Below are 23,532 nucleotides of genomic sequence, written 5' to 3' on the forward strand. Positions count from 1 at the left end.
ACCCGCCCCGGCCACTCAGCCAATTCTCAACACATTCTTCGGTGGCTCATGGCTTGTCTCCCAGCATCCGCAAAGCCACTGGCCGCAGCATGTTTTCATGACGAACCAGCCCATGTGCGCGAACCTGGTCGAACGCTACCTGCGCACCCGCGGGCGACGCTATTTCCGCGGCCACCACGACGGCGAATACTTCTTCGTCACCAGCGCCCACCCCCGGCGCCTGCACGTCCATCTCGAGATCTCGCCCGCGCACGGCGATGTGCTGATCATCCGGGTGACCCCCGGCTGCTTCTTCCCCGCCACCGACCGCCCCTGGCTGGTGCACTTCTCGGACACGTGGAACCGCCAGGAGCGCGAGGTCACCGCGATCGTGCACGGGTCGTCCGACCCACACCGGATCGGCGTGGTGGCGCGCAGGTCGCACTGGGTTCGGCAGAACGTCTCCTTCGAGGATTTCGCCGCCTTCGTCGACCGCACCATCGCCGACGCGACCGAGCTCTTCGACGACTTGAGCCCGGCCGTCGAGCTGGCGACGGCGCATCCGTTGCTGCGCGACGCCGGCTGATCCCGGCGGCCGACCAGGCGACGCAGGGTTTCGCCAGCCGACAAGCCCGCACGAGGCGACGGACGCCATCAGCGCCTCGTTCGTCGAAATGCGCTCCGCCGCAGGGATGCCCGACTAGACGGACAGCGTCGCGTCCAACACCGAATAGAACAGGCCCAAGCCGTCGTCGGAGGGGCCGGTCAGCGCTTCGATGGCGTGCTCGGGGTGCGGCATCAGCCCGACGACGCGGCCGTTGGCGGAGCTGACGCCGGCGATGTCATGCAGCGAGCCGTTGGGGTTGTCGAGGTAGCGGAACACCACCCGGCCCTCCCCTTCCAGCTCCTCGAGCACATCGTCGGGGGCCACGTAGCGGCCCTCGCCCGATTTCAGCGGCACCAGCAACTCAGCGCCCCACTCGAAACGCGACGTCCAAGCCGTCGAGATCGACGCCACCCGCAGCCACACGTCGCGGCAGACGAAGTGCAATCCGACATTGCGGGTCAGCGCCCCGGGCAACAGGCCCGCCTCGCAGAGCACCTGAAAACCGTTGCAAATACCCAACACCGGCATGCCACGCTGCGCGGCCGCCACCACCTCGCCCATCACCGGGGCGAACCGGGCGATCGCCCCCGCCCGCAGGTAGTCGCCATAGGAGAAACCGCCGGGCACCACCACGGCGTCGACACCCCTGAGGTCGGCGTCCGCATGCCACAGGCTGACCGCCTCGGCGCCGACACGCCGCACGGCCCGGGCGGCGTCGACGTCGTCCAGGGTCCCGGGAAAGGTGATGATGCCGATTCGTGCCGTCACCGGGTCTCCCGGCTGATCGTCCAGTCCTCGATCACGGTGTTCGCCAACAGCGATTCGGCTATCTCGGCGAGCACCGAATCGTCAACCGTGTCGTCCACCTCGAGTTCGAACCTCTTGCCCTGTCTGACATCTGAGATCCCCGGATGGCCGAGTCGCTCCAGCGCGCCGACAATCGCCTGTCCCTGCGGGTCGAGAATCTCCGCTTTGGGCATCACATGAACCACTACCCGGCCCACCGGCGCTCCTCCTCAGATCTGTCTTGAGCGCCAACTCTACCGGCGAAGGGGCAGCTCGGCCGTTACGGGCACGAGGCGATATAGGCCTCGCAGAGGGGCGCGGTCATGGCGCTCAGCACCGGGTCGTCCGCCATCGCCGGCCAGGGGACCTGCGGCGGCCCCGACGACCATAGCGTGAGCTCGCTGATCGTGCTGCTCGCCGGGTGCGCGACCAGGTAGGAGTGCATGACGACCGGGCCGCTGATCACCGCCGCCATCCGGTTCGATTCGTCGCTGGTGATCGACGGCGATTGCAGCGGCGCCCGTTGCTGGCAGGCGCGCAGCGCAGCGACGGCATTGGCGAACACCGACGCCGCGATGGAACCGCCGCTGGCCGTATCGCCGCGCCAGTGCAGGATCTGGGCCTGCAGCTGCCACTGCCCGTCCGGGTGGGCCACGGTGGCGCGCGCCACGACCGCGGACCCGCGCGGGTCACGCGGCACCGGGGGTATGCCGCAGAGCTCCTCGAACCGGAATCGGGGTCCGGGGGACGTGCCGGTCACATGCGCCGCCAGGCTCGACAACGGGGGCCAGCCGTATACCGAATCCAGCGGCACGGCGCGTCGCTGGATCCACGCGGAGTCGGGGATCTGATCGCACACGGGCGGGCAGGTTTGCGGCTCGGCGTGGGCGGGCACTACGCCGACGAAAGCGACCGCGAGGCCGCCGACCACCACCATCGTCGCCAGGATTACCCGCATCGGCATCACCCCCGTCAGGGCACAATCGTAGACATGCAACTGACGCATTTTGGCCATTCCTGCCTACTTGCAGAGTTCGACCACGCGCGCGTGCTCTTCGATCCTGGAACCTTCGCGCACGGTTTCGAGGGCATCACGGGGTTGTCGGCCATCCTGATCACCCATCAGCACCCCGACCACGTCGACGTCACCCGGCTGCCGGCGCTGCTCGAGGGCAACCCCGGCGCCGCCCTGTATGCCGACCCGCAAACCACCGCGCAGCTGGGCGCGCCGTGCCAGGCGGTGCACGTCGGCGACGAGCTGCGGATCGGCGAGCTGACGGTTCGTGCCGTTGGCGGCAAACATGCCGTCATTCACCCGGAAATCCCTGTAATAGAAAACATCTCGTTTCTAGTGGGCGACGGCGATCATCGCGCGAGGCTGATGCATCCCGGTGATGCGCTGTTCGTGCCCGAGGAGCCGGTGGACGTTCTGGCGACGCCGGCGGCCGCCCCGTGGATGAAGATCTCAGAAGCCGTCGATTACCTGCGCGCGGTCGCGCCCGCGCGCGCCGTACCCATCCACCAAGGGATCATCGCCCCGGATGCGCGGGGCATCTACTACGGCCGGCTTACCGAGATGACCACTACCGACTTCCAGGTGCTCCCCGAGGAAAACGCGGTCACCTTCTAGCGCGAGCAGGCGCCCGCCCAGTCAGGCTAGGCGATGTCGTCGGCGACGCCGCGGCCGGCGGCCCGCCCGGAGAAGATGCAACCACCCAGGAAGGTGCCCTCCAGGGCGCGGTAGCCGTGCACGCCGCCACCGCCGAAACCGGCCACCTCACCGGCGGCGTACAGCCCGTTGAGGGGCGTGCCATCGGCCTTCAATACGCGGGCGGCCAGGTCGGTCTCTATGCCGCCCAATGTCTTTCGAGTCAGGATGTGCAACTTCACCGCGATCATCGGCCCCGCCTTCGGATCGGTCAGCCGGTGCGGCGCGACCACCCGGCCCAGCCGGTCGCCCAGATAGCCGCGGGCGGCGCGGATCGCGGTGATCTGGCCGTCCTTGCTGAACTTGTTGGCCACCTCCCGGTCGCGGGCCGTCACTTCAGCCTCCACGGTTGCGTAATCCAGTGGCGCCACGGCGGGCAGCTGGTTCATCGCGGTCACCAACTCCCGCAAGGAGTTTGCGCTGGCGAAGTCGACGCCCCGGTCGACGAACGCCTGCACGGGCCCGGGCGGCCTGGAGCGGGCCCGGTTACGCAGCAGCTGGCGCAGGCTCTGCCCGGTCAGATCGGGATTCTGCTCCTGTCCGGAGAGCGCGAATTCCTTCTCAATAATCTTGGTGTTCAACACAAACCACGTGTAGTCATAGCCGGATTTTGTGATGTATTCCAGCGTGCCGAGCGTGTCGAAACCCGGATAGAGCGGCACCGGCAACCGCTTGCCGGTCGCGTCGAGCCACAGCGACGACGGTCCCGGAATGATGCGGATCCCGTGCAGCGGCCAGATCGGGTCGTAGTTGGTGATGCCCTCGGTGTAATGCCACATCCGGTCCGGGTTGATGACCCGCGCACCGGCCTGCTGGGAGATGCCGATCATCCTGCCGTCGACGTGAGCGGGCACCCCGCTGAGTAACTGTTCGGGTATGCGGCCCATGCGCTTCGGCCAATTCTTGCGCACCAGCTCGTGGTTGCCGCCGATGCCGCCGCTGGTGACGATTACCGCGGGCGCGCGAAACTCGAACTGCCCCACGGCCGTTCGTGACGACGCCATACCCCTCGGCACGGCCGAGGGCTCCAACACGGTGCCCCGGACGCCGGTCACCGCGCCACCCTCGACGATCAACTCGTCGACCCGGTGGCGGTGCGCGAAGCGCACCGTCGAACGGTCCCGCAGCTGACGGGCGAAGATCTCGACCAAGGCGGGCCCGGTGCCCCAGGTGATATGGAAGCGGGGCACCGAATTGCCGTGTCCCTGCGCGTTGTAACCGCCGCGTTCGGCCCAGCCCACCAGCGGAAAGATTTTCAGTCCCCGGTCACGCAGCCAACGGCGCTTCTCCCCCGCCGCGAAATCGACATAGGCGTGCGCCCATTGGCGCGGCCAGTAGTCCTCGGGTCGGTCGAACGCCGCGGTACCGAGCCAGTCCTGCAGGGCAAGCTCGTGGCTGTCGCGGATCCCCAGCCGCCGCTGCTCGGGGCTGTCGACGAAGAACAGTCCGCCGAACGACCAAAAGGCCTGGCCGCCCAGGTTGGCACTGCTCTCCTGGTCGAGGATCAGCACGCGCAGGCCTCGGTCGACCAACTCGCAGGCGGCCACCAAGCCAGCGAGCCCCGCCCCGACGACGATGGCGTCGGCGCCCAACCCCGCGGCCGAAGAATCGCTCATGTGGGTCCAGCGTAGCGCCCGCACCGGGCCGGTTGAGGAGACGCTTCGTCAGGCCGCGTCGAGTATCGCCTTGTCACGCTGCCAGCGGTACACCGTCGGTGTGCAGCCGTGCATCAGGGACAGATCGACGGCGTCCACCATGGCCTGCAGCGGACCCGGTTTGCGTAGGTGGCGAGCGGCCACCGCGACCCGCACCACGCCGCCGCGGCGGGCGATCCGCTCGGCCGACAGCACCACCATCCGGCACCACCACGGTTCGCTGAGAAAGCCTTCTCCGATGCCCAATACGCGGGAGCGCACGGTGGTGTGCCGAACCAGGTCGGTTATCCCGTGCAGGTCGGCGAGCATCCGAAAACCGTTGTTCGGCAACGCCTTGACGACCCCCGGGGACACGACCCAGCCGGGTGCCGCGAACAGCCGCGTGCGCAGCCCGAGGTGCTCGAGCACCCGGTCGGCAGCCATCAGCCGCAAATTGGCCTCGTGCGCCCGAAGGATGGCGAATTCACCGCGGCGCTTCTTGGTGGCCGCGTCGTCATAACCGTGCAGCACGATGGCGTCACCGCCGGACCGTCGGTCGGTCAGCCATTCGACGGTGCGCGGATCCTGGTCCAGGCGGTAGTCACCGGACAGCCGCGGAGCCACCAACAGCGACACCGGCACGTTTCGGGCATCCATTTGCGCGCAGAACGCCTCGACGTCAGGCAGGGTGCGTTCACCTATCCCCGAGACCGAGACGATCAATTTTCCAGCCACACCCGCAGTTTGACGATCTCAGGTGTCGGAATGGTGAAGAACACGCAGACAGCAGGCGTATATCGACACCGCCGGGCGCGCGCGGCGGGGCAATCGATTCGATATGCTAAGCAACGCCATGGATCAGGCCCCATACGTAGCGGCCGACACGCCGCTGCCCTACGACCCCGCCCCGCAGCCGGGCGGTGGTGAGCGGGACTATCCCGACAAGCTGGACGCCGGCCTGTTACGGATATCCGGCGTGTGCATCCTGGCCACGGTCATGGCGATCATCGACGTCACCGTCGTCAGCGTCGCGCAACGCACCTTCATCGATCAATTCGCGTCCTCACAGGCCGTCGTCGCATGGACGATGACCGGTTACACGCTGGCGTTGGCGACCGTAATACCGATCACCGGGTGGGCCGCCGACCGGTTCGGCACCAAGCGGCTTTTCATGGCCTCCGTGCTCGCCTTCGCGCTGGGCTCCCTACTGTGCGCACTGGCCGCAAATATTCTGCAGCTCATCGTCTTTCGGGTGATCCAAGGCATCGGCGGCGGCATGCTGTTGCCGCTGAGTTTCATGATCTTGACCCGGGAAGCGGGCCCGCGGCGGCTCGGCCGGCTGATGTCGATTCTGAGCATTCCGATGCTGCTCGCCCCGATCGGTGGCCCCATCCTGGGCGGCTGGCTCATCGGCACGTCCAGTTGGCGATGGATCTTCCTGATCAACCTGCCGATCGGGCTCGCCACCATCGCGCTCGCGGCGCTCATCTTCCCCCGGGACCACCCGTCGCGGTCGGAGACCTTCGACCTCGTCGGCGTGCTGCTGCTGTCACCCGGTCTGGCCACCTTCCTGTTCGCGGTGTCGTCGATCCCGCGATGCGGCACCGTCGCCGACCGCCACGTGCTCATACCGGCGGCCATCGGCCTGGCGCTGATCGCCGGGTTCGTCGCGCACGCCTGGCGCCGCGCCGATCATCCCCTCATCGATCTGCGGTTGTTTCGCAACCCGGTCCTCACCCACGCCAACGTGACAATGGTGGTCTTTGCCGGCGCCTTCTTCGGCGCCGCCCTGTTGCTGCCGAGCTACTTCCAGCAGGTGCTGCACCAGACGCCGATGCAGGCGGGCCTGCGCATGGTTCCCCAGGGACTCGGCGCCATGCTGACCATGCGACTCACCGGGCCGTTGGTGGACCGACAGGGGCCCGGCAAGATCGTGCTGGTCGGCATCGCGCTGATCACTGCCGGCCTGGGCATCTTCGCCATCGGCGTCGCGAGGCAGGCGGACTACCTGCCCATGCTGCTTGTCGGCCTGGCGATCATGGGCCTCGGTATGGGCTGCACCATGATGCCGCTGTCCGTCGCGGCCGTGCAGGCGCTGAACCCACACCAGATCGCCCGGGGTACGACGCTGATGAGCGTCAGCCATCAGGTGGGTGGGTCGATGGGCACCGCGCTGATGTCGATGATCCTGACCAACCAGTTCAATCGGAGTGAGAACATCGTCGCCGCGAACAAGCTCGCGGCGTTACAGCAGCAGGCCGCCGTCAGCGGCGTGCCGGTCGACCAGTCGGCAATACCGCGGCAGAGCCTGGGAGCGGGCTTTTGGGGCGATGTGGTGCACGACCTTTCGCACGCCTATACGGCGGTATTTGTGGTAGCGGTGGTGCTGGTGGTGTCCACGATCATTCCGGCGTCCTTTCTACCGAAAAAACCGGCGAGCCAAACGGTCGGCGAGTAGCACGGTGGGCCGATTTGGGCCGCGCCGACGAAGGGACTCACCGGCGCAAGGCGCTCGAAGCTTCCCGATCGCGCTGCCAGTATGGTGAAGGACGCGCAATAGCGGGCACGCATCGCGGGCCGTTTCTTCGAGGAGGGCGCCGCCGCCGGTCGCGAAGCAGATCGGAGCAAAAGCCTTGAGTCGTGTCGAGACAGCTCAAGTGGCGCCCACCCAACAGTCAAGCCGACAACGGGAGACCCTGCTGGTGGCGGAAGCGCAATAAGGAGTCGAAAAGCGAATACGCATAAAAGACGGTGGCGACGGGAACGATCCCTATATGGTACCGACATGTTAAGCGACGCCACGGAGAAGCCAGTTCAGGCGGCTTCCCGTGTGCCGTTACACGCCATGCCCGGGCAACCGGGCACGGACGCACGTGACTATCCGGACAAGCTGGACTGGGCGCTGCTCAAGATCGCCGGGGTATGCGGCCTGGCCTGCATAATGGCGATCCTGGACAACACCGCTGTCGCGGTCGCCCAACGCACGTTCATCGCCGAGTTCAACTCCACTCAGGCCATCGTTTCCTGGACGATAGCCGGCTACATGCTGGCCTTTGCCACAGTGATCCCGTTAATGGGTTGGGCGGCCGACCGGTTCGGCACCAAACGGCTCTTCATCTGGTCGGTTCTGGCATTCACAATCGGCTCGCTGCTCTGCGCACTGGCGCCGAACATATTGCTGCTCATCATATTTAGGGTGCTGCAGGGTATCGGCGGCGGTATGGTGGTGCCCCTCAGCTTCGTCATCCTGACCCACGAGGCAGGTCCGAAGCGTGTCGGCCGCTTGATGGCGGTAGGGGGGATCCCAATCTTGCTGGGGCCCATCGGTGGGCCGGTGCTGGGCGGCTGGCTGGTTGGCGCCTACGGGTGGAAGTCGATCTTCCTGATAAACCTCCCGGTCGGATTGGCAGCTATCGCCCTCGCGGCAGTGATGTTCCCGCAGGATCGCCCGGCCCGGTCGGAGTCGCTCGACATCGTCGGGGTGCTGCTGTTGTCGCCCGGCGCGGCCATTTTCCTGGCCGGCGTGTCGTCCATCCCCGGGCGGCGCACGATCGCCGACAGCTACGTGCTGGTGCCGATGATCATCGGTTCGCTGTTGATCGTCGCGTTCGTCTTCCACGCCTGGTATCGCGCGGATCACCCGCTTATCGACCTGAGGCTGTTCAAGAACCGCGTGGTCACCCACGCCAACATCACCTTGCTGGTATTCTCCGTCGCTTTTGTCGGCACCGGGGTGCTACTTCCCAGTTACTTCCAGCTCGTGCTGCACGAGACGCCGATGCAGTCGGGGCTGCGCATGGTGCCGGTCGGGATCGGCGCCGTATTGACGATGCCATTCGCCGGGGCGTTCACGGATAGACATGGATCTGCCAAAGTTGTGCTGCTTGGCCTACCGGTGATGGCGTTGGGCCTGGGCCTGTTCACCTACGGTGTCGCGAGGCAGGCCGAGTACACACCGACGCTGCTGGCCGGGATGTTCATCATGGGCCTGGGCATCGGCTGCACCACGACGCCCATCTCTTCGACGGTTCTTCAGGCGCTGGCCCCGCATCAGGTCGCGCGCGGCACGACGCTGATCACCGTCAACCAGCAGGTCGGCGGCTCCATCGGAGCGGCACTCATGGCGGTGATTCTCACCAATGAGTTCAATCGCAACGACTACATACTCGCCGCGAACAAGCTGGCGGCAGCGCAACAGGACGCGAGCCGGCATGGGGTCACGGTTGACCAGTCGGCAATACCGCGGCAAAGCCTCAACCCTGATTTCGCGAGCATGGTGGGTCACGGCCTCTCGCACGCCTACACGGTCGTTTTTTTGCTGGCCGTCATCTTGATAGCGTCGACCGTCATCCCGGCGGCGTTCCTACCCAAGAAGCCGGCGTTCCAAACCATCGACGAGTAGAGCGCCCAGACCTCGAACCGCATCGTCGATTGCTGGGATCACATAGCGGCACCGTCGCCTTCCTGGCCGCCGCAATCGCGGTGGATATCGGCGGCAGCTAACAGCCAGGCGTATTGAAAGGCGGTTTCCTGCCACGCCTTGTAACGGCCACTGACCCCGCCGTGCCCGGCGTTCATCTGGGTCTTCAGCAGGATCGGGCTGCCGTTGGCGTTGGCGTGCCGCAGTGCCGCCACCCACTTGGCGGGCTCTACGTAGTAGACCCTGGTGTCGTTGAGGGAAGTCATCGCCAAGATGGCGGGATAGCGCTTGGCCTCGATATTCTCATAGGGCGAATATGACTTCATGTAGCAGTAGACGTCCTTGTCCTGCAACGGGTTTCCCCATTCGTCCCATTCGGTGACGGTCAGCGGCAAGGAGGGATCGAGGATGGTGGTTAGCGGGTCGACGAACGGGACCTGAGCGAGGATCCCGGCGAAGAGTTCCGGCGCCAGGTTGGCGACCGCTCCCATCAGCAGGCCACCGGCGCTGCCACCCAGCGCCACCAGCTGGCGGGGTCGCGTGACTCCCGTGTCGACCAAGTGCCTTGCCACCGCGACGAAGTCGGTGAAGGTGTTCTTCTTCTCCAGCAGCTTGCCGTGCTCGTACCACGGCCGGCCCATTTCACCACCCCCGCGGACGTGGGCGATGGCGAACACCATGCCGCGGTCGAGCAGCGACAGCCGAGCGATGGAGAAGCTGGGGTCGGTGCATATCTCGTAGGCGCCGTAGCCGTAGAGCAAAGCCGGCGCCGGAAATTCGATACCGGCGCGGTGCACGATGGACACCGGGATGCGGGTGCCATCGCCGGCGAGCGCCCAGTCGCGCCGCTCCACGTAGTCGGCGGCGCGGTAACCGCCGAGCACGGGTTGCTCGCGCAGCAGTGTGCGTTCGCCGGTGGCGAGGTCGATGTCGTATACCCGCGCCGGGACGACTAGCGACCCCGCCCTTATCCGCAGCTTGGGCGCATCCCAGTTCGGGTTACCGGCAAGACCCGCCGACATCAGCTCGGAGTCGAACGTGATCTCCCCGGGCTCGCCGTATTGCCCGCCGGAATCGATGTCCCACACCTGGAGCCGGGGTAACGCCTCCCGCCGGTAGCTGACCACCAGATGGGAGGCGAAGGCGTCCACGCCGTCGAGTCGTACGTCCTCGCGGTGCGGGATCAGGGTGCGCTGTTGAGTCGGGTCGCTGACCGGCGCTTCGGCCAGGGTGAAGTTGACCGCGTCCTCGTTGTGCAGAATCAGAAACCGGTCCTGGCCGCCGACCACCGCGTGCTCGACCGTGTACTCGATGCCTTCGCGCCGCGGCAGCACGACGGTGAAGGGTGCTTGCGGATCGGCGGCGTCGGCGTAGCGGTACTCGGAGGTGATCGAGGAACCCGACGCGATGAAGACGTAGGCTTCGCTGCGGGTGAGCCCCACGCCAAGCCAAAACCGTTCGTCGGTCTCGTGATACACCAACTCCGACGGCTCTCCGGAGGCCACGCGGTAGCGCCAGACCTTGTCGGGGCGGTGGGCCGGATCCAAAGTCGAGTAGTACACGGTGCGGTTGTCGGCCGCCCAGGTCGCGCCCGCCCCGATGTCGGCGATCTCGTCCGGGTACAGTTCGCCGGTGCGCAAGTCCTTGAAGCGCAACGTATAGCGTTCGTCGCCGACGGTGTCGACCGAATAGGCCAGCAGATTCCCGTCCAAACTGACGGTGGCGGCCCCGAGCGCAAAGAACTCGTGACCCTGCGCCTCGGCGTTCGAGTCGAGCAGGATCTGCTCGCCGGGTATTTCGGTGTCGTCTTCCGGGATGGGCGGGTTCCAGTCATCGGGATCGCGTACCGGGCAGCGGCACTGGACCCGATACTGCTTTCCCTCGAAGGTGCGGGCGTAATACCACCAGTCACCCTGCCGCGTCGGAACCGACAGGTCGGTCTCCTTGGTACGCGCCTTGATCTCATCAAAGATCTTTTGCCGCAACGGCTCGAGATCGGCCGTCATCTGGTCGGTGTAGTCGTTCTCCGCCTCTAGGTAGGCGACGACCTCGGGATCGGACTTGTCGCGCAGCCATTCATACGGGTCGACGAAGACGTCCCCGTGATGCTCGCGACGGGTTTCCTGCCGCTTGGCGACAGGCGGCACCGGGCCACCGACGGGTGATTTCGTCATGCGCCGATCCAGTCGGCGAAACTCAAGCCGGAGATGCGCTCGTAGGCATCGATATAGCGGTCCCGGGTGGCGTCGATGATGTGGTCGGGCAGCGGTGGTGGTGGTTGCGAGCCGTGGCGGTCCCAGCCCGACTCGGGGCTGGTCAGCCAGTTACGCACGAACTGCTTGTCGAAACTGGTCTGCACCACGCCAACCCGGTAATCCTCGGCGGGCCAGTATCGCGAGGAGTCCGGGGTGAAGATCTCGTCGGCCAGCAGGAGGTTGCCGTCGCGGTCGGTGCCGAACTCAAACTTGGTGTCGGCGATGATGATTCCCCTCGTCAGTGCGTGATCCGCCGCCTGGACATAGGTCTGCAGCGTGCGGTCGCGCAGCTGGTTGGCGCGCACCGCGCCCACCAACTCGATCACCCTGTCGAACGAGATGTTCTCGTCGTGGTCCCCCAACGCGGCCTTGGTGGCCGGCGTGAACAGCGGTTCGGAGAACTTGCTGGCCTCCACTAGTCCGGGCGGCAGGGCGATGCCGCAGACCTTGCCGGTGGCCTGATAGTCCAGCAATCCCGACCCGGTCAGGTAACCGCGCGCCACACACTCGACCGGCAGCATGTCCAGCCGCCGCACCACCAGGGCGCGGCCCAGGACCTCATCGGGGATGCGCGGGTCATCCGGTGGTCCGGCCAGATGGTTGGGCGCGTCGACCAGATCGAAGAAGAAGACGCTCATCGCGGTCAGGATGCGGCCCTTGTCCGGGATCGTGCTGTCCAGGACGTAGTCGTACGCCGAGATCCGGTCGGTCGCGACCAGCAGCAGATGTTCGTCGTCGACGCGATAGATCTCCCGGACCTTCCCGCTGGCCAGGTGCTGATAGTCGGACAGTGCAGGGCGCATCCGGTCAGCCTATCGGGCACCTGCAAAGGGGCCGTGTATCGGGAGTTGTGCTGGGATCGTAACCATGACTTCGCGGTTGTTGCCCTACTCCACCAGACCCGGCCGGCTGATGGCCCAGCTGCTCAGCGACTTCGCCGTCGTGATGTGGACCGGCCTGTGGCTGCTGGTCGGGCTGGCGGTTTACGACGCCGTGTCGACCATCGCCGACGCCGGCCGCCAGGTCGAGAGTGGCGCGCACGGCATCGCCGGCAACCTGGCGTCGGCGGGCCACGGCGCCGAGCACATTCCCGTGCTGGGGGACGCGGTCAGCAAGCCGCTGAACTCCGCCAGCCAGGCGGCGCTGGACCTCGCCGGCGCCGGGCACGACCTCGAGTCCACCGCGAGCTGGCTGGCGATCCTGCTTGCGATGGCCGTCGTCGCGGTCCCGATCCTGCTAGTGGACGTACCGTGGGTTTTGCTGCGGCTGCGGTTCTTTCGACGCAAGTTGGCGGTGAGTGCCCTGGCCGCAACTCCCGCCGGCGAGCAGCTGCTGGCCCTGCGGGCGCTGACGAGCCGGCCCCCGGCAAAGCTCGCGGCGGTCAGTGTGGACCCCGTCGGTGGGTGGCGCCGGGAGGATCCGCTCACCATCAGGGCCCTGGCCGCGCTCGAACTACGGGCGGCCGGCATCTCGATCGGCGGGCGCTAGCAGCGCGCGACCGAGGAGCAGCAGCCCGGCGACGACCACAACGAGCCAGGCCGCCAACGCATCCCAGAAGAAGACCAGCGAAACCGTGAGCAATGAGCGCTGGCCGATCTCGGCCGCCATCGCGTAGCTGGCAGCGGAGTACATGCCGAGCGGGAACACGAACGCCCACCACACACCGGCAAAGTGCAGCATGCTGGGGCGCCGCCTGATCCGGTGCAGGACGAAGTAAATCAGTGGAGGTATCCAGAGGGTGGCCGTCACCCATGTCACGACGGTGACGATGCGCACCGGTCCGGCCAGCCAGGCGGGTGCCAGGGGGTGGATGTTGTCACCGGCCAGCGTCGCGATCGCCATGCCGCCCATCAGGATCCAGGTGTCCGGTTCGAATCCGTCGCGGTCCTGTCGCTCGTTGACGACCCGCCAGAGGATCAGCCAGGTCATCAGCCCGTAGATGAAGATCGCCGCCAGCCACACGATCACGGCCACGGCCAGCCACCAGCGATGACCGGTGTGGAAGGCCGCCCCGGCGATCACGATCGCCAATCCGGACGTTCCCACGCTGCCCAGTTCCCACGCCCCGTGGGCATGGTCGCGCAGCGCAGTCCACCGGCGCGCCAACATATTCCGCGCGCTGAGCACGATCAGCGCCAGCCAGGAGCACAGGCCCACCGCGCCGAGCACCCGCAGCACCCAGACATTCGACGACAGACGGGTGTCGATCACCGCGCAGGCGGCGACGAAGGTGAACAGCCGAAGGGTGACATCGGGATCCGTCAGGTCCCAGCGCACCGTCGGGCGCCTGCCGACGGCCGTCGCGATCACCAGGGCCACCAGCAACACCAGGCCGAGAGTGGCGATGACGCCCAGCGTGTCACTGATCCACCCGTAGCCGTGATTGTGCGCGGCGATCGACAGGATTCCGGTTGCCATCACCGCGGCGAAGACGTCCGGTGTGGGCTCGACCTCGGCGCGTCGGATCGTCACCGCTCCTCGAGGAGTTCCACAACCAGGTGCCGAATGCCGGTATGCCGATTGCTGCGAGCCCACTCGACCGGCCGGACGACGCGCACCGCACCGAACCGGGAGAACAGCTCCTCGTAGAGCACCCGCAGTTCCAACCGGGCCAGATTGGCTCCCAGGCAGTAGTGCACACCCTGACCGAAACCCAAGTGCGGATTGGGCTTTCGAGCGATATCGAACTCATCGGCGCGCTCGAATACGCCGGCGTCGCGGTTCGCCGAGCCCTCCCAGACCTGGACCTTCTGTCCCGCCTCGATCGACTGCCCACCGAGGGTGACGTTGCGCGTGGCGGTCCGCCGCTTGGAGGGCGACGGCGACGTCCACCGCACGATCTCCTCGACGGCGGTCGGCAGCGCGTCGAGATCCGCACGCAGCGCCCTCAGTTGCTCCGGATGGTTGGCCAGCGCCAGCAACCCACCCGCGACCGCGTTGCGCGTCGTTTCCGCGCCGGCACTGAACAACAGGCTGAAGAACAGGTACAGCTCGAGATCCGACAGGGACGGCGCATCCGAGTCGTCGACCATCGCGTTCGCGACGACGGACAACATGTCGTCGGTCGGCTCCGCCCGCTTCGACGCGATCAACTGCTGGCCGTAGTCGTACATTCGTGACCCGGCCTCTTCTACTGACAGCTGCGAGAGCGACGCCTTGCGCGAACCGCCGAAATCGAACTGCGGCTCGATGGCCTCGAACAACCAATGTCGTTCGGACTCGGGCACTCCCAGCAATATGCAGATCATCTGCATCGGCAGCTCGGCGGCGATGTCGACCAGGAAGTCGAACGGTTCGCCGGGCACCACCGCATCCAGCAGCCGGCGCGCGCGCACCCGTAGATCGTCTTCCACCCGCCGGATCATTCGCGGTGTCAGCCCGGAGCTGACCAGCCGCCGGATCTGCGAGTGCCGCGGGTCGTCCATCATGTTGAGCACCTGGCCGGCGATGGCCAGGTCCTGCAGCAGCGTGCCGCCGTACGGCCGGCCGCCGCCGGTGACCGAGGAGTATGTCGCCGGATCCTTCAGCACCTCAAGGGTTTCTGCGTAGGTAGCGACGGACCAGAATCCCTCGCCATCGGGGGTGTTGTCGGTCGGCGCGTGCCAGTACACCGGCGCCTCGCGCCGGTGGATGGCGAACAAGTCATGTGGGAATCCGTCGGCGAAATTGTCCAGATCGGTGAAGTCGATCCGCGCGAGCGCGCGGGCGAGGGTCACAGGATCGCACCCGGGGCGTACTTCGCGGCATCCGGGTAGCGGCTCACCAACGCGTCCACCATCGCGGTCACCGTGTCCACCTGGTCGCCGGCGGCGCCGATGAACGCCTTTTTGTCGGCCAGCGCGGCGTCCAGCGCCGCCCGGTCCAGTGGCAGCCGCTCGTCGGCGGCCAACCGGTCCAGCAGGTCGGGCTCGGCGCCGTGTTCCCGCATGGCCAGGGCCGTCGCGACCGCGTGTTCGCGGATCACGTGGTGCGCGGCCTCGCGCCCCATCCCCGCGCGGACCGCGGCGATGAGCACCTTGGTGGTGGCCAGGAACGGCAAGTAGCGATCGAGCTCGCGGGCGATCACCGCGGGGTAGGCGCCGAACTCGTCGAGCACGGTCAAAAACGTCTCGATCTGCCCATCGATGGCAAAGAAGCTGTCCGGCAACGCAACTCGGCGTACCACCGAGCAGAATACGTCGCCCTCGTTCCACTGCGCACCCGCCAGTTCGGCGGCCATCGAGGCGTAGCCGCGCAGCACCACCTGCAGCCCGTTGACCCGCTCACAGCTGCGGGTGTTCATCTTGTGCGGCATCGCCGACGAGCCGACTTGGCCCGGCGCGAAGCCCTCGGTGACGAGCTCGTGCCCGGCCATCAGCCGAATGGTATGCGCCATCGATGACGGCCCGGCACCGAGCTGCACCAGAGCCGAGAGTACGTCGTGGTCCAGCGAACGGGGATAGACCTGCCCGACGCTGGTCAAAACGCTTGCGAAGCCGAGAAATTCGGCCACACGCCGCTCGAGTTCGGCCAGTTTGGCCGCGTCACCGTCCAGCAGGTCCAGCATGTCCTGGGCGGTGCCCATCGGGCCCTTGATGCCGCGCAGCGGGTAGCGATCGATCAGTTCGCGCAGCCGGGTCAGCGCAATCACCATCTCCTGCGCGGCGGAAGCGAACCGCTTGCCCAGCGTGGTGGCCTGCGCGGCGACGTTGTGGCTGCGTCCGGCCATCACCAGATCGCGGTAGGCCACCGCCCGCTCGGCAAGCCGCGCCACCACCGCGATGCCATGCGAGAAGACCAATTCCAGGGACCGCCGGACCTGCAGCTGCTCCACGTTCTCGGTCAGATCCCGGCTGGTCATCCCCTTGTGCACGTGCTCGTGGCCGGCCAGCGCGTTGAACTCTTCGATGCGCGCCTTGACGTCGTGGCGCAGCACCCGTTCGCGATCCGCGATCGAGGCCAAATCGACGTCCTCGAGCACCCGCTCGTAGTCGGCGATGGCGTCCTGCGGAACGTCCACCCCCAGTTCCGCCTGTGCCCGCAGCACCGCCAGCCACAGTCGGCGCTCCGCGACCACCTTGGCCTCCGGCGACCAGATCGCGACCATTTCCGCGCTGGCGTACCGGGTGGCCAGGACGTTCGGAATGCTCACAGGCATAGAGCTTACGATCGGCCTTCCCCGCTTCGTCGCCGAGCGTGACCTGGCTGCGAAAAATCGGGCCGAAAATCGCAGCCACGTTACGCTCGAGGCCGCCGGAAGCGAGGCCGTACCCTGGGGCGGATGTACTTTGCCGGCGTCGATCTGGCCTGGGCCGGGCGCAACCCCACCGGGGTGGCGGTCGTCGACGCCGCGGGCCGCCTCGTGCACGTTGGCGCCGCCGGCGACGACGCCGACGTGCTCGCCGCGTTGTCGCCGTACGTCCAGGGGGATTGCCTGGTCGCCTTCGACGCGCCGCTGGTGGTGACTAACCCGACCGGCCAGCGCCCCGCCGAAGCCGCGCTGGGCCGCGACTTCCGCAGGTACGAAGCGGGAGCGCATCCGGCCAACACCGCGAAACCGGAGTTCGCCGACGGGCCGCGCGCGGCGCGATTGGCGCGGGCGATGGGCCTCGACATGGACCCGCGCTCACCGGCTCGGCGCCGCGCGATCGAGGTCTACCCGCATCCGGCGACTGTGGTGCTGTTCCGGCTGGCGCGAACGCTCAAGTACAAGGCCAAGCCCGGCCGAGGCGTCGACCAGCTCAAATCCGAGCTGCTCCTGCTGATGGACGGCATCGAGAGGCTCGCGCAGGCCGCGGTGCCCTTACACGTGATGGATCATGAGGATTGGGTTCGGCTGCGCAAGCGCGTCACCACCGCCCGGCGCAAGAGCGAGCTGCGCAGCGCCGAGGATCCCGTCGACGCCGTCGTATGCGCCTATGTGGCGTTGTACGCGCAGCGCCGCCCGGGGGACGTAACGATTTACGGCGACTTCGCCACCGGATACATCGTGACGCCGTCACTACCCGCCGACCGCACGGGCCGCTGATCGATCGGCGCGAGCACGTCGATGAGATCGACCACCGTCCCCAGCGCGGCCGCGCGCGGATCGCGGCCCTCGACCAGGGCGGACACCACACAACCGTCGACCGCGCAGATCAACGTGCACACCAGCTCGATGTGCACCGTGCGGCCCGATCGCTCGATGGCTTCGGCCACGGCCTCGGCGCGCTGCCGCAGGCTGCGACGCATGGTTTCGCGCAACGCGGGCAACCGGGTGCATGCAATGTGTCGCTCGTAACGCGATATCAACTGGTCGCTGAGTCCCGGGCTGGACACATCTCCGACAAGCAGGTCGACGAGAACCTCGGCGATGGTTTCGGGTCCGCGCCGCCGGCGGGAAAGGGCCGCAACCCGCGACCGCAACTGCGCCACCTCGATCATCGCGATGTGTTCGACGGCGCGTGCGATCAAATCGTCAAGGGACGAGAAGTAATACGTGGTAGACGCCAACGGCAGCCCGGCGCGCCGGGCGACCGCGCGGTGACGCACCGCTTCGAAGCCGCCTTCGGCAAGCAGCTCGGCGGCGGCGCTCACGAGCGCATACCGTCGACGTTCTCCCTTGGGAGTGACTGCTGCCGTCACGAGTAGCCATCGTGCCAGTCAAAGTGGTACTGCATTGCCATTTCGGCCAAACGCCCTGGCATGATGGCCCGCATGCCCGACTTGAGCCGCCGCGCCCTGCTGGGCCTCGGCGCCAGCGCGGCCGCGGGCGCAGTCGGCACATATGCGCTCGACATCGTGTTCAAGCCCCGCCCGTCTCAGGCCGTGCCGCTGTCACCGGCCGGCACCCGGGCGCCGCTGGCACCGCCGCAGTCCCCACCTCTCGAGCCGGCACCCACCATGGTGACGGGTTCCTTCGTGTCGGCGGCGCGCGGCGGCGTCAACACCAACTGGGCCATTGCACGTCCGCCGGGCCAAACCAAGGCGCTACGGCCGGTGATCGCGCTGCACGGCAAGGGCAGTGACGCGTCCACGGTGATGGCCGGCGGCGTCGAACAGGGTCTGGCCCAGGCCGTCAACGCGGGGCTGTCGCCCTTTGCGGTGGTCGCCGTCGACGGCGGGGGCAGCTATTGGCACAAGAGGGCCTCCGGCGAGGACAGCGGGGCCATGGTGCTCGACGAGCTCATTCCCATGCTCGGCACCCAGGACCTGGACACCTCGCGGGTGGCGTTCTTGGGCTGGTCGATGGGCGGCTACGGGGCCTTGTTGCTCGGCGGTCGGCTGGGGCCGGCACGCACCGCGGCGATCTGCGCGGTCAGTCCCGCACTGTGGCTCTCCTCCGGTGCGGCCGCGCCTGGTGCGTTCGACGGGCCGGACGACTTCGCGGCGAACTCGGTGTTCGGGATGCCGGCGCTGGCCTCGATCCCGATCCGGGTGGATTGCGGCGACAGCGATCCGTTCTACGGCGCGACCAAGCAGTTCATCGCGCAACTGCCCCATCCGCCCGCGGGCGGTTTCTCACCCGGTGGGCACAACGCAGAGTTCTGGAGTTCGCAGCTACCGGCCGAGCTGACCTGGATGGCGCCGCTCTTGACGGCCTGACGCGCGTTGTCGTGGGCCTGCGTCACGCCGGCCACTTCAGCACCAGCAACAGGGCACCATGCGAATCGAAAAGTTGATATCGCGTGCGATATCAATTCCGGGAAGGCCGCAATTCCGGCAAGGGCGCCATTCCTTTGGCCGGCCGTGCTTTTGTTCGGCTGGCGTGCGCACTCGTGCGACGATCGCAGGGTGACCGCACCTTTCGATTGGAACTTCCCCTACGCCTGGCCGCGAAAGCCCATCCTGGCGGAAAACGTTGTGTGCACGTCACAACCGCTGGCCGCCCAAGCGGGCCTTCGGATGCTCGCCGAGGGCGGCAGCGCGGTGGACGCGGCGATCGCCACCGCCATTGCCCTCACGGTGGTGGAACCGGTATCGAACGGCATCGGCTCGGATGCCTTCGCCATCGTGTGGGATGGCCGGCAACTGCACGGGCTGAACGCGTCTGGCCGCTCGCCGGCGGCTTGGACACCGGAATACTTCGGCGGCAACGCCGTTCCCGCGCTCGGCTGGAACGCGGTGACCGTGCCCGGCGCGGTGTCGGCGTGGACCGAACTACACGCCAAGTTCGGCAAGCTCCCGTTCGAAAAGCTCTTCGAGCCCGCAATTCGTTACGCCCGCAACGGTTTTCTGGTCTCGCCGAGGGTCGCGGAGCAGTGGGCGTCGCAGGTACCGCTGTTCGAAAAGCAGCCCGGCTTTGCCGAGGCATTCATGCCCGCCGGCAGGGCACCGAAACCCGGTGAGAGATTCACGTTTACCGATCAGGCCGCCACGCTCGAGAAGATCGCCAGCAGCAACGGTGAGGCCTTCTACCTCGGCGAGCTGGCCGCCCAACTCGAGGCGCACGCGTTGGCCCACGACGGCGTGCTGCGGGCCAGCGACCTCGCCGCCCACCGCGCCGACTGGGTGGGCACCATCAGCGGCACCTATCGCGGTTACACCGTGCATGAGATCCCGCCCAACGGGCACGGGATCGTCGCGCTGATCGCCCTGGGGATCCTGCAGCACTTCGACATGGCTTCGCTCCCAGTCGATTCCGCCGATGCGGTGCACCTACAGATCGAGGCGGTGAAGCTGGCCTTCGCCGACGCGCAGGCCTATGTCGCCGACATCGAGCACATGCCGCTGCGCCCGGAACACCTGCTGGACGGTGCGTACCTGAGGCAGCGCGCGGGATTGATCGATCGCGCACGGGCGAAGCCGGCCTCCGCCGGCGCCCCGAGTGGGGGAACGGTGTATCTGACCGCCGCCGACGCCGCGGGGACGATGGTATCGATGATCCAGTCGAACTACATGGGGTTCGGATCCGGCGTCGTGGTGCCGGGCACCGGGATATCGCTGCAGAACCGCGGCGCGAATTTCGCTGCAGCCGAGGGTCATCCCAACCGGGTGGGCCCGGCCAAACGCCCCTACCACACGATCATCCCAGGCTTCGTCACCAAAGACGGCGCCCCGGTGATGAGCTTCGGCGTGATGGGCGGGACGATGCAACCCCAGGGCCACACCCAGGTGATGGTGCGCATCGCCGACCACGGGCAGAATCCGCAGGCCGCATGCGACGGCCCACGGTTCCGGTGGGTGCAGGGCATGCAGGTCGCCTGCGAGAAGGGCTTCCCGCAGACGACGCTCGACGAGCTTAGCCGCCGCGGACACGACCTGATTGCGGTGGACGACTACAACCAGTTCGGCAGCTGCCAGGCGATCTGGCGGCTCGACGGCGGCTATTTCGCCGCGAGCGATCCCCGCCGTGACGGCCAAGCCGCGGGCTTCTAGACGCTGATCTTGCCTTCCGCGGCCAACAGCGCGATGTCGCTTCGGAAGTGACTGCCGGGCAATCGAATCGAATGTAGGATTTCGTAGGCTTGCGCGCGCGCGGCGCACAGGTCCGCTCCAGTGCCCACCACCGACAACACCCGGCCCCCCGAGGAGACGATCGCCCCGTCGTCGCGCCGTGCCGTGCCCGCGTGCAGCACGCCGTCGGCTTCTGAGCCGACGACGAGGTCTCCGACCCGGGGACGGCCGGGATAGTTCTCGGCCGCCAGCACCACCGTCACCGCGGCGCCTTCGCTCCACCGCAACTCGCCGAAATCGGCCAGCGTGCCGGTACCCGCCGCGTACAGCAGCTGGCCCAGCGGTGATTCCAGCAGGGCCAGCACGGCCTGGGTCTCCGGATCGCCGAACCGGCAGTTGAATTCGACCACGGCAGGCCCGTTCGCGGTGATCGCCAGTCCGACGTACAACAAACCGCAGAACGGGCTGCCTCGCCGAACCATTTCGGCCGCAACGGGTTCGACGACCTGATCGACGATTTCCCGATACACCTCATCGGGCAGCCAGGGCAGCGGGGCGTAGGCGCCCATGCCGCCGGTGTTGGGTCCGGTGTCACCATCGCCGACTCTCTTGAAGTCCTGCGCCGGCAACAGCGGCAGCACGGTGCGGCCGTCGACGACGCAGAACAGCGAGACCTCGGGGCCGTCGAGAAAGGACTCCAGCAATACCGGGTGCCCCAACTCCAGCAGCCCGGCGGCGTGGGCGCGCGCCGCCTCCCGATCGGGGGTCACCACCACGCCCTTACCGGCGGCCAGGGCATCGTCTTTCACCACCCAGGCCGGGTCACCCGCGGGCGGCCCGAACCGGTCCAGGGCGGCGTCCAAATGGGCTGGGCTGTCAACGGTTTCGCTGGCCGCGGTGCGCACGCCGGCCGCGGCCATGACCTCTTTGGCGAACGCCTTCGACCCTTCGATACGGGCCGCGTCCTTGCTGGGTCCGAAGCAGACGATGCCGGCGGCCCGCAGGGCGTCGGCGACGCCCAGCACCAGCGGCACCTCGGGACCGATGACCACCAGATCGGCCCGGACCTCGCGCGCCAGGGCGACGACGTCGTCGCCCGAGGTGATGTCGACATCGTGCTGCTCGGCTACCCGGGCGGTGCCGGCGTTGCCGGGGGCGACGAACAACCCCGTGACCTGCGGGTCTTTCCGGAGCGCCAGCAGCAGCGCATGTTCTCGGGCACCCGAACCGATCACCAGGACTCGCACGACAGGTCAGACTAGCCGTGCACACGCCCTCCGCCTACAGGAGGCCGCTACGTTATCCGAGGGCCTGGTAGATCATGCGGGTTGCACAGATCGCGGTTTTCCTGACGTCAAACGGGTTCGTCGTCGTCGCTGTCGTTGAGGAGTCGTTCGGGGTGGTGGTAGCTGTTGGTGCGGGGTTGGCCGTGGTCGAGGTGGGGTGGTGGGAGCCATTCGGTTTCGCCTTTGGCGTTGGTGCGGGTGGTCCAGCCGTTTTCGGCGAGCCGGTTGTCGGGGCCGCAGGCCAGGGTGAGGTCGTCGATGTCGGTGCGGCCGGTGGCTTGCCAGCCTGTGATGTGGTGGACCTGGCTGTGGTAGGCCGGGGCATCACAGCCCGGCTTGGTACAGCCACGATCCTTGGCGTACAACATGATCCGTTGCGCCGGGGAGGCCAGCCGTTTGGTGTGATACAGGGCCAGGGGTTTGCTCTGCTCGAAGATGGCCAGATAATGGTGGGCGTGGCCGGCCCAGCGGATCACATCGGACATGGGCACCAGGGTGCCCCCGGCGGTCAGGGCCTTGCCGGCGGCCGCCTCGAGATCCTGCAGTGTGGTGGTGACCACGATCGACACCGGCAGCCCGTTATGTTGGCCCAGTTGTCCGGAGGCCAGCAGCCCGCGCAGCCCGGCCAGCAAGGCGTCGTGGTTGCGCTGCGCCGGGGAGCGGGTGTCGCGGCGCACCGCGTCTTGGTCGGGGGTGGCGTCGACCACCGGGGCTTGGTCGTCGGGATTACACACCCCGGGGGCGGCCAGCTTGGCCAACATCGCCTCGACGGCGGCCCGCAACTCCGGGGTCAGCAGGCCGCTCAGGCGGGACATGCCGTCGAATTCCTGGGCGCCCAGGGTGATGCCGCGTTTGCGGGCCCGCTCGGCGTCGCTGAAGTCCCCGTCGGGGTGCAGCCAGTCCATGATCCGCTGGGCGTATTTGGCCAACTCGTCGGGCCGATATCCGGCGGCTTTGGCGGCCAGGTCGGCCTCGGCGGCTTGGCGGGTGCACACGTCCACCGCGGCGGGCAGCTGGGCAAAAAAGCCGCGGATCACTTTGATGTGCCCATCCCCGATCAGCCCGTCGCGTTGCCCGGCCGCGGTCGCGGCCAACAGCGGCGCCAGCGGTTCCCCGGTCAACGCCCGGCGCTCCCCAAGATCGCGGGCTTCCCCGAGGCGCCGGGCGGCCTCGGCCTTGATGATGCGCAACCGGTCGGCCAACCCGCAGCGCAGCGACCCACCCAACTCCTGCGCGCTGGCCTGCGCATCGAGCTGGTTGATCAACGCATGCTGGGGGGTGCGCAGCCGCCGCGCCACGCGTTCCAGGCGCTCCAGGGCGCGCAACCGCTCCGGGGTGGTCAGCACGTCAAAGGACAACGCGCACAGCCGGTCCACGTCGTCGTCGAGCGCGTCGAAGACCTCAACGATCTCCTCACGACTGCTGGCACCCACGCCTCAAACCCTACGAACACCCACCGACAAAAAAGACCATCTTGTGACCACAGAAGCCAAAGTGACACAA

21 protein-coding genes are annotated in these 23,532 nt (G+C 67.4%); 8 read left to right on the top strand and 13 right to left on the bottom strand.

Going from position 1 to position 23,532, the window contains the following annotated elements:
- The first annotated feature begins 97 nt into the window (after positions 1–97).
- Positions 98–565: a YbjN domain-containing protein gene (locus KXD96_RS00295; protein ID WP_260742202.1), complete on the top strand. Its 468-nt coding sequence runs from the start codon at positions 98–100 to the stop codon at positions 563–565.
- 114 nt (positions 566–679) lie between these two features.
- On the opposite strand, the gene purQ is transcribed toward KXD96_RS00295, so the two are convergent.
- From purQ to KXD96_RS00310, 3 genes are all read right to left on the bottom strand, one after another.
- A complete protein-coding gene (gene purQ, locus KXD96_RS00300; RefSeq protein WP_260742204.1) occupies positions 680–1,354 on the bottom strand; it encodes a phosphoribosylformylglycinamidine synthase subunit PurQ in 675 nt (224 codons plus the stop codon).
- Positions 1,351–1,590 carry a phosphoribosylformylglycinamidine synthase subunit PurS gene (purS, locus tag KXD96_RS00305; protein WP_260742206.1) on the bottom strand — a complete coding sequence of 80 codons (240 nt, stop codon included), beginning with the start codon at positions 1,588–1,590 and terminating at the stop codon, positions 1,351–1,353. The genes purQ and purS overlap by 4 nt, the downstream gene beginning before the upstream one ends.
- A 62-nt stretch (positions 1,591–1,652) precedes the next feature.
- Positions 1,653–2,387, bottom strand: a complete 735-nt coding sequence (locus KXD96_RS00310) for an ATPase (protein WP_260742207.1) — start codon at positions 2,385–2,387, stop codon at positions 1,653–1,655.
- On the opposite strand from KXD96_RS00310, the gene KXD96_RS00315 reads away from it, so the two are divergent.
- Complete coding sequence (locus tag KXD96_RS00315; protein WP_260742208.1) at positions 2,364–3,002, top strand: MBL fold metallo-hydrolase; 639 nt, start codon at positions 2,364–2,366, stop codon at positions 3,000–3,002. The two genes, KXD96_RS00310 and KXD96_RS00315, sit on opposite strands and share 24 nt — an antisense overlap.
- 26 nt (positions 3,003–3,028) lie before the next feature.
- Here KXD96_RS00315 and KXD96_RS00320 read toward each other — a convergent pair whose 3' ends face one another.
- Complete coding sequence (locus tag KXD96_RS00320) at positions 3,029–4,696, bottom strand: FAD-binding dehydrogenase (protein ID WP_260742209.1); 1,668 nt, start codon at positions 4,694–4,696, stop codon at positions 3,029–3,031.
- A gap of 48 nt (positions 4,697–4,744) precedes the next feature.
- Complete coding sequence (locus tag KXD96_RS00325; RefSeq protein ID WP_260742210.1) at positions 4,745–5,449, bottom strand: DUF2334 domain-containing protein; 705 nt, start codon at positions 5,447–5,449, stop codon at positions 4,745–4,747.
- A gap of 103 nt (positions 5,450–5,552) precedes the next feature.
- Between KXD96_RS00325 and KXD96_RS00330 the strand changes: the two genes are divergently transcribed.
- Positions 5,553–7,172 carry a DHA2 family efflux MFS transporter permease subunit gene (locus KXD96_RS00330; protein WP_260742211.1) on the top strand — a complete coding sequence of 540 codons (1,620 nt, stop codon included), beginning with the start codon at positions 5,553–5,555 and terminating at the stop codon, positions 7,170–7,172.
- 327 nt (positions 7,173–7,499) lie between these two features.
- Positions 7,500–9,116, top strand: a complete 1,617-nt coding sequence (locus tag KXD96_RS00335; protein WP_260742212.1) for a DHA2 family efflux MFS transporter permease subunit — start codon at positions 7,500–7,502, stop codon at positions 9,114–9,116.
- A gap of 38 nt (positions 9,117–9,154) precedes the next feature.
- Here the strand turns inward: KXD96_RS00335 and KXD96_RS00340 are convergent, their stop codons facing one another.
- Both KXD96_RS00340 and KXD96_RS00345 read right to left on the bottom strand, forming a co-directional pair.
- Positions 9,155–11,308, bottom strand: coding sequence for a S9 family peptidase (locus KXD96_RS00340; RefSeq protein ID WP_260742213.1), 2,154 nt, complete (start codon positions 11,306–11,308; stop codon positions 9,155–9,157).
- Positions 11,305–12,192: a phosphoribosylaminoimidazolesuccinocarboxamide synthase gene (locus tag KXD96_RS00345; protein ID WP_260742214.1), complete on the bottom strand. Its 888-nt coding sequence runs from the start codon at positions 12,190–12,192 to the stop codon at positions 11,305–11,307. Before KXD96_RS00345 ends, KXD96_RS00340 begins: the two co-directional genes overlap by 4 nt.
- Positions 12,193–12,256: 64 nt before the next feature.
- On the opposite strand from KXD96_RS00345, the gene KXD96_RS00350 reads away from it, so the two are divergent.
- The gene (locus KXD96_RS00350) at positions 12,257–12,877 is read left to right on the top strand and encodes a hypothetical protein (RefSeq protein ID WP_260742215.1); all 621 of its coding nucleotides are present in this window, start codon (positions 12,257–12,259) and stop codon (positions 12,875–12,877) included.
- Here KXD96_RS00350 and KXD96_RS00355 read toward each other — a convergent pair.
- The 3 genes from KXD96_RS00355 to purB are packed head-to-tail and all read right to left on the bottom strand — an operon-like array spanning position 12,842 to position 16,520.
- Positions 12,842–13,861 (bottom strand): tellurite resistance/C4-dicarboxylate transporter family protein, encoded by a 1,020-nt coding sequence (locus KXD96_RS00355; protein ID WP_260742216.1) that lies wholly within the window; start codon positions 13,859–13,861, stop codon positions 12,842–12,844. The two genes, KXD96_RS00350 and KXD96_RS00355, sit on opposite strands and share 36 nt — an antisense overlap.
- Positions 13,858–15,105 (bottom strand): cytochrome P450, encoded by a 1,248-nt coding sequence (locus KXD96_RS00360; protein WP_260742217.1) that lies wholly within the window; start codon positions 15,103–15,105, stop codon positions 13,858–13,860. The genes KXD96_RS00355 and KXD96_RS00360 overlap by 4 nt, the downstream gene beginning before the upstream one ends.
- Entirely contained in the window at positions 15,102–16,520 is a 1,419-nt protein-coding gene (purB, locus tag KXD96_RS00365; protein WP_260742218.1) for an adenylosuccinate lyase, read from the bottom strand. The genes KXD96_RS00360 and purB overlap by 4 nt, the downstream gene beginning before the upstream one ends.
- Before the next feature lie 129 nt (positions 16,521–16,649).
- Here purB and KXD96_RS00370 point away from each other — a divergent pair, with 129 nt between their 5' ends.
- Positions 16,650–17,396 (top strand): DUF429 domain-containing protein, encoded by a 747-nt coding sequence (locus KXD96_RS00370; RefSeq protein ID WP_313901604.1) that lies wholly within the window; start codon positions 16,650–16,652, stop codon positions 17,394–17,396.
- On the opposite strand, the gene KXD96_RS00375 is transcribed toward KXD96_RS00370, so the two are convergent.
- Complete coding sequence (locus tag KXD96_RS00375; protein ID WP_396877659.1) at positions 17,330–17,992, bottom strand: TetR/AcrR family transcriptional regulator; 663 nt, start codon at positions 17,990–17,992, stop codon at positions 17,330–17,332. The genes KXD96_RS00370 and KXD96_RS00375 overlap by 67 nt on opposite strands.
- 60 nt (positions 17,993–18,052) lie before the next feature.
- Here KXD96_RS00375 and KXD96_RS00380 point away from each other — a divergent pair, with 60 nt between their 5' ends.
- Together KXD96_RS00380 and KXD96_RS00385 are read left to right on the top strand one after the other, a co-directional pair.
- Positions 18,053–18,952, top strand: coding sequence for an alpha/beta hydrolase-fold protein (locus KXD96_RS00380; protein ID WP_260742220.1), 900 nt, complete (start codon positions 18,053–18,055; stop codon positions 18,950–18,952).
- 189 nt (positions 18,953–19,141) lie between these two features.
- Positions 19,142–20,725 carry a gamma-glutamyltransferase family protein gene (locus tag KXD96_RS00385; protein ID WP_260742221.1) on the top strand — a complete coding sequence of 528 codons (1,584 nt, stop codon included), beginning with the start codon at positions 19,142–19,144 and terminating at the stop codon, positions 20,723–20,725.
- Here the strand turns inward: KXD96_RS00385 and purD are convergent.
- Positions 20,722–21,990: a phosphoribosylamine--glycine ligase gene (gene purD, locus KXD96_RS00390; RefSeq protein WP_260742223.1), complete on the bottom strand. Its 1,269-nt coding sequence runs from the start codon at positions 21,988–21,990 to the stop codon at positions 20,722–20,724. The genes KXD96_RS00385 and purD overlap by 4 nt on opposite strands.
- A gap of 107 nt (positions 21,991–22,097) precedes the next feature.
- A complete protein-coding gene (locus KXD96_RS00395; RefSeq protein ID WP_260742224.1) occupies positions 22,098–23,462 on the bottom strand; it encodes an HNH endonuclease signature motif containing protein in 1,365 nt (454 codons plus the stop codon).
- Positions 23,463–23,532: the final 70 nt, after the last annotated feature.

The sequence above is a fragment of the Mycobacterium sp. SMC-2 genome, assembly GCF_025263485.1.
Lineage (GTDB): Bacteria > Actinomycetota > Actinomycetes > Mycobacteriales > Mycobacteriaceae > Mycobacterium.

Coding starts and splice junctions, on each gene's coding strand:
- KXD96_RS00315 (WP_260742208.1), top strand. CDS start 2,364: ATGCAACTGACGCATTTTGGCCATTCCTGCCTACTTGCAGAGTTCGAC.
- KXD96_RS00380 (WP_260742220.1), top strand. CDS start 18,053: ATGATGGCCCGCATGCCCGACTTGAGCCGCCGCGCCCTGCTGGGCCTC.
- KXD96_RS00370 (WP_313901604.1), top strand. CDS start 16,650: ATGTACTTTGCCGGCGTCGATCTGGCCTGGGCCGGGCGCAACCCCACC.
- KXD96_RS00345 (WP_260742214.1), bottom strand. CDS start 12,192: ATGCGCCCTGCACTGTCCGACTATCAGCACCTGGCCAGCGGGAAGGTC.
- KXD96_RS00330 (WP_260742211.1), top strand. CDS start 5,553: ATGCTAAGCAACGCCATGGATCAGGCCCCATACGTAGCGGCCGACACG.
- KXD96_RS00335 (WP_260742212.1), top strand. CDS start 7,500: ATGTTAAGCGACGCCACGGAGAAGCCAGTTCAGGCGGCTTCCCGTGTG.
- KXD96_RS00295 (WP_260742202.1), top strand. CDS start 98: ATGACGAACCAGCCCATGTGCGCGAACCTGGTCGAACGCTACCTGCGC.
- KXD96_RS00310 (WP_260742207.1), bottom strand. CDS start 2,387: ATGGCCAAAATGCGTCAGTTGCATGTCTACGATTGTGCCCTGACGGGG.
- KXD96_RS00340 (WP_260742213.1), bottom strand. CDS start 11,308: ATGACGAAATCACCCGTCGGTGGCCCGGTGCCGCCTGTCGCCAAGCGG.
- KXD96_RS00320 (WP_260742209.1), bottom strand. CDS start 4,696: ATGAGCGATTCTTCGGCCGCGGGGTTGGGCGCCGACGCCATCGTCGTC.
- KXD96_RS00350 (WP_260742215.1), top strand. CDS start 12,257: ATGACTTCGCGGTTGTTGCCCTACTCCACCAGACCCGGCCGGCTGATG.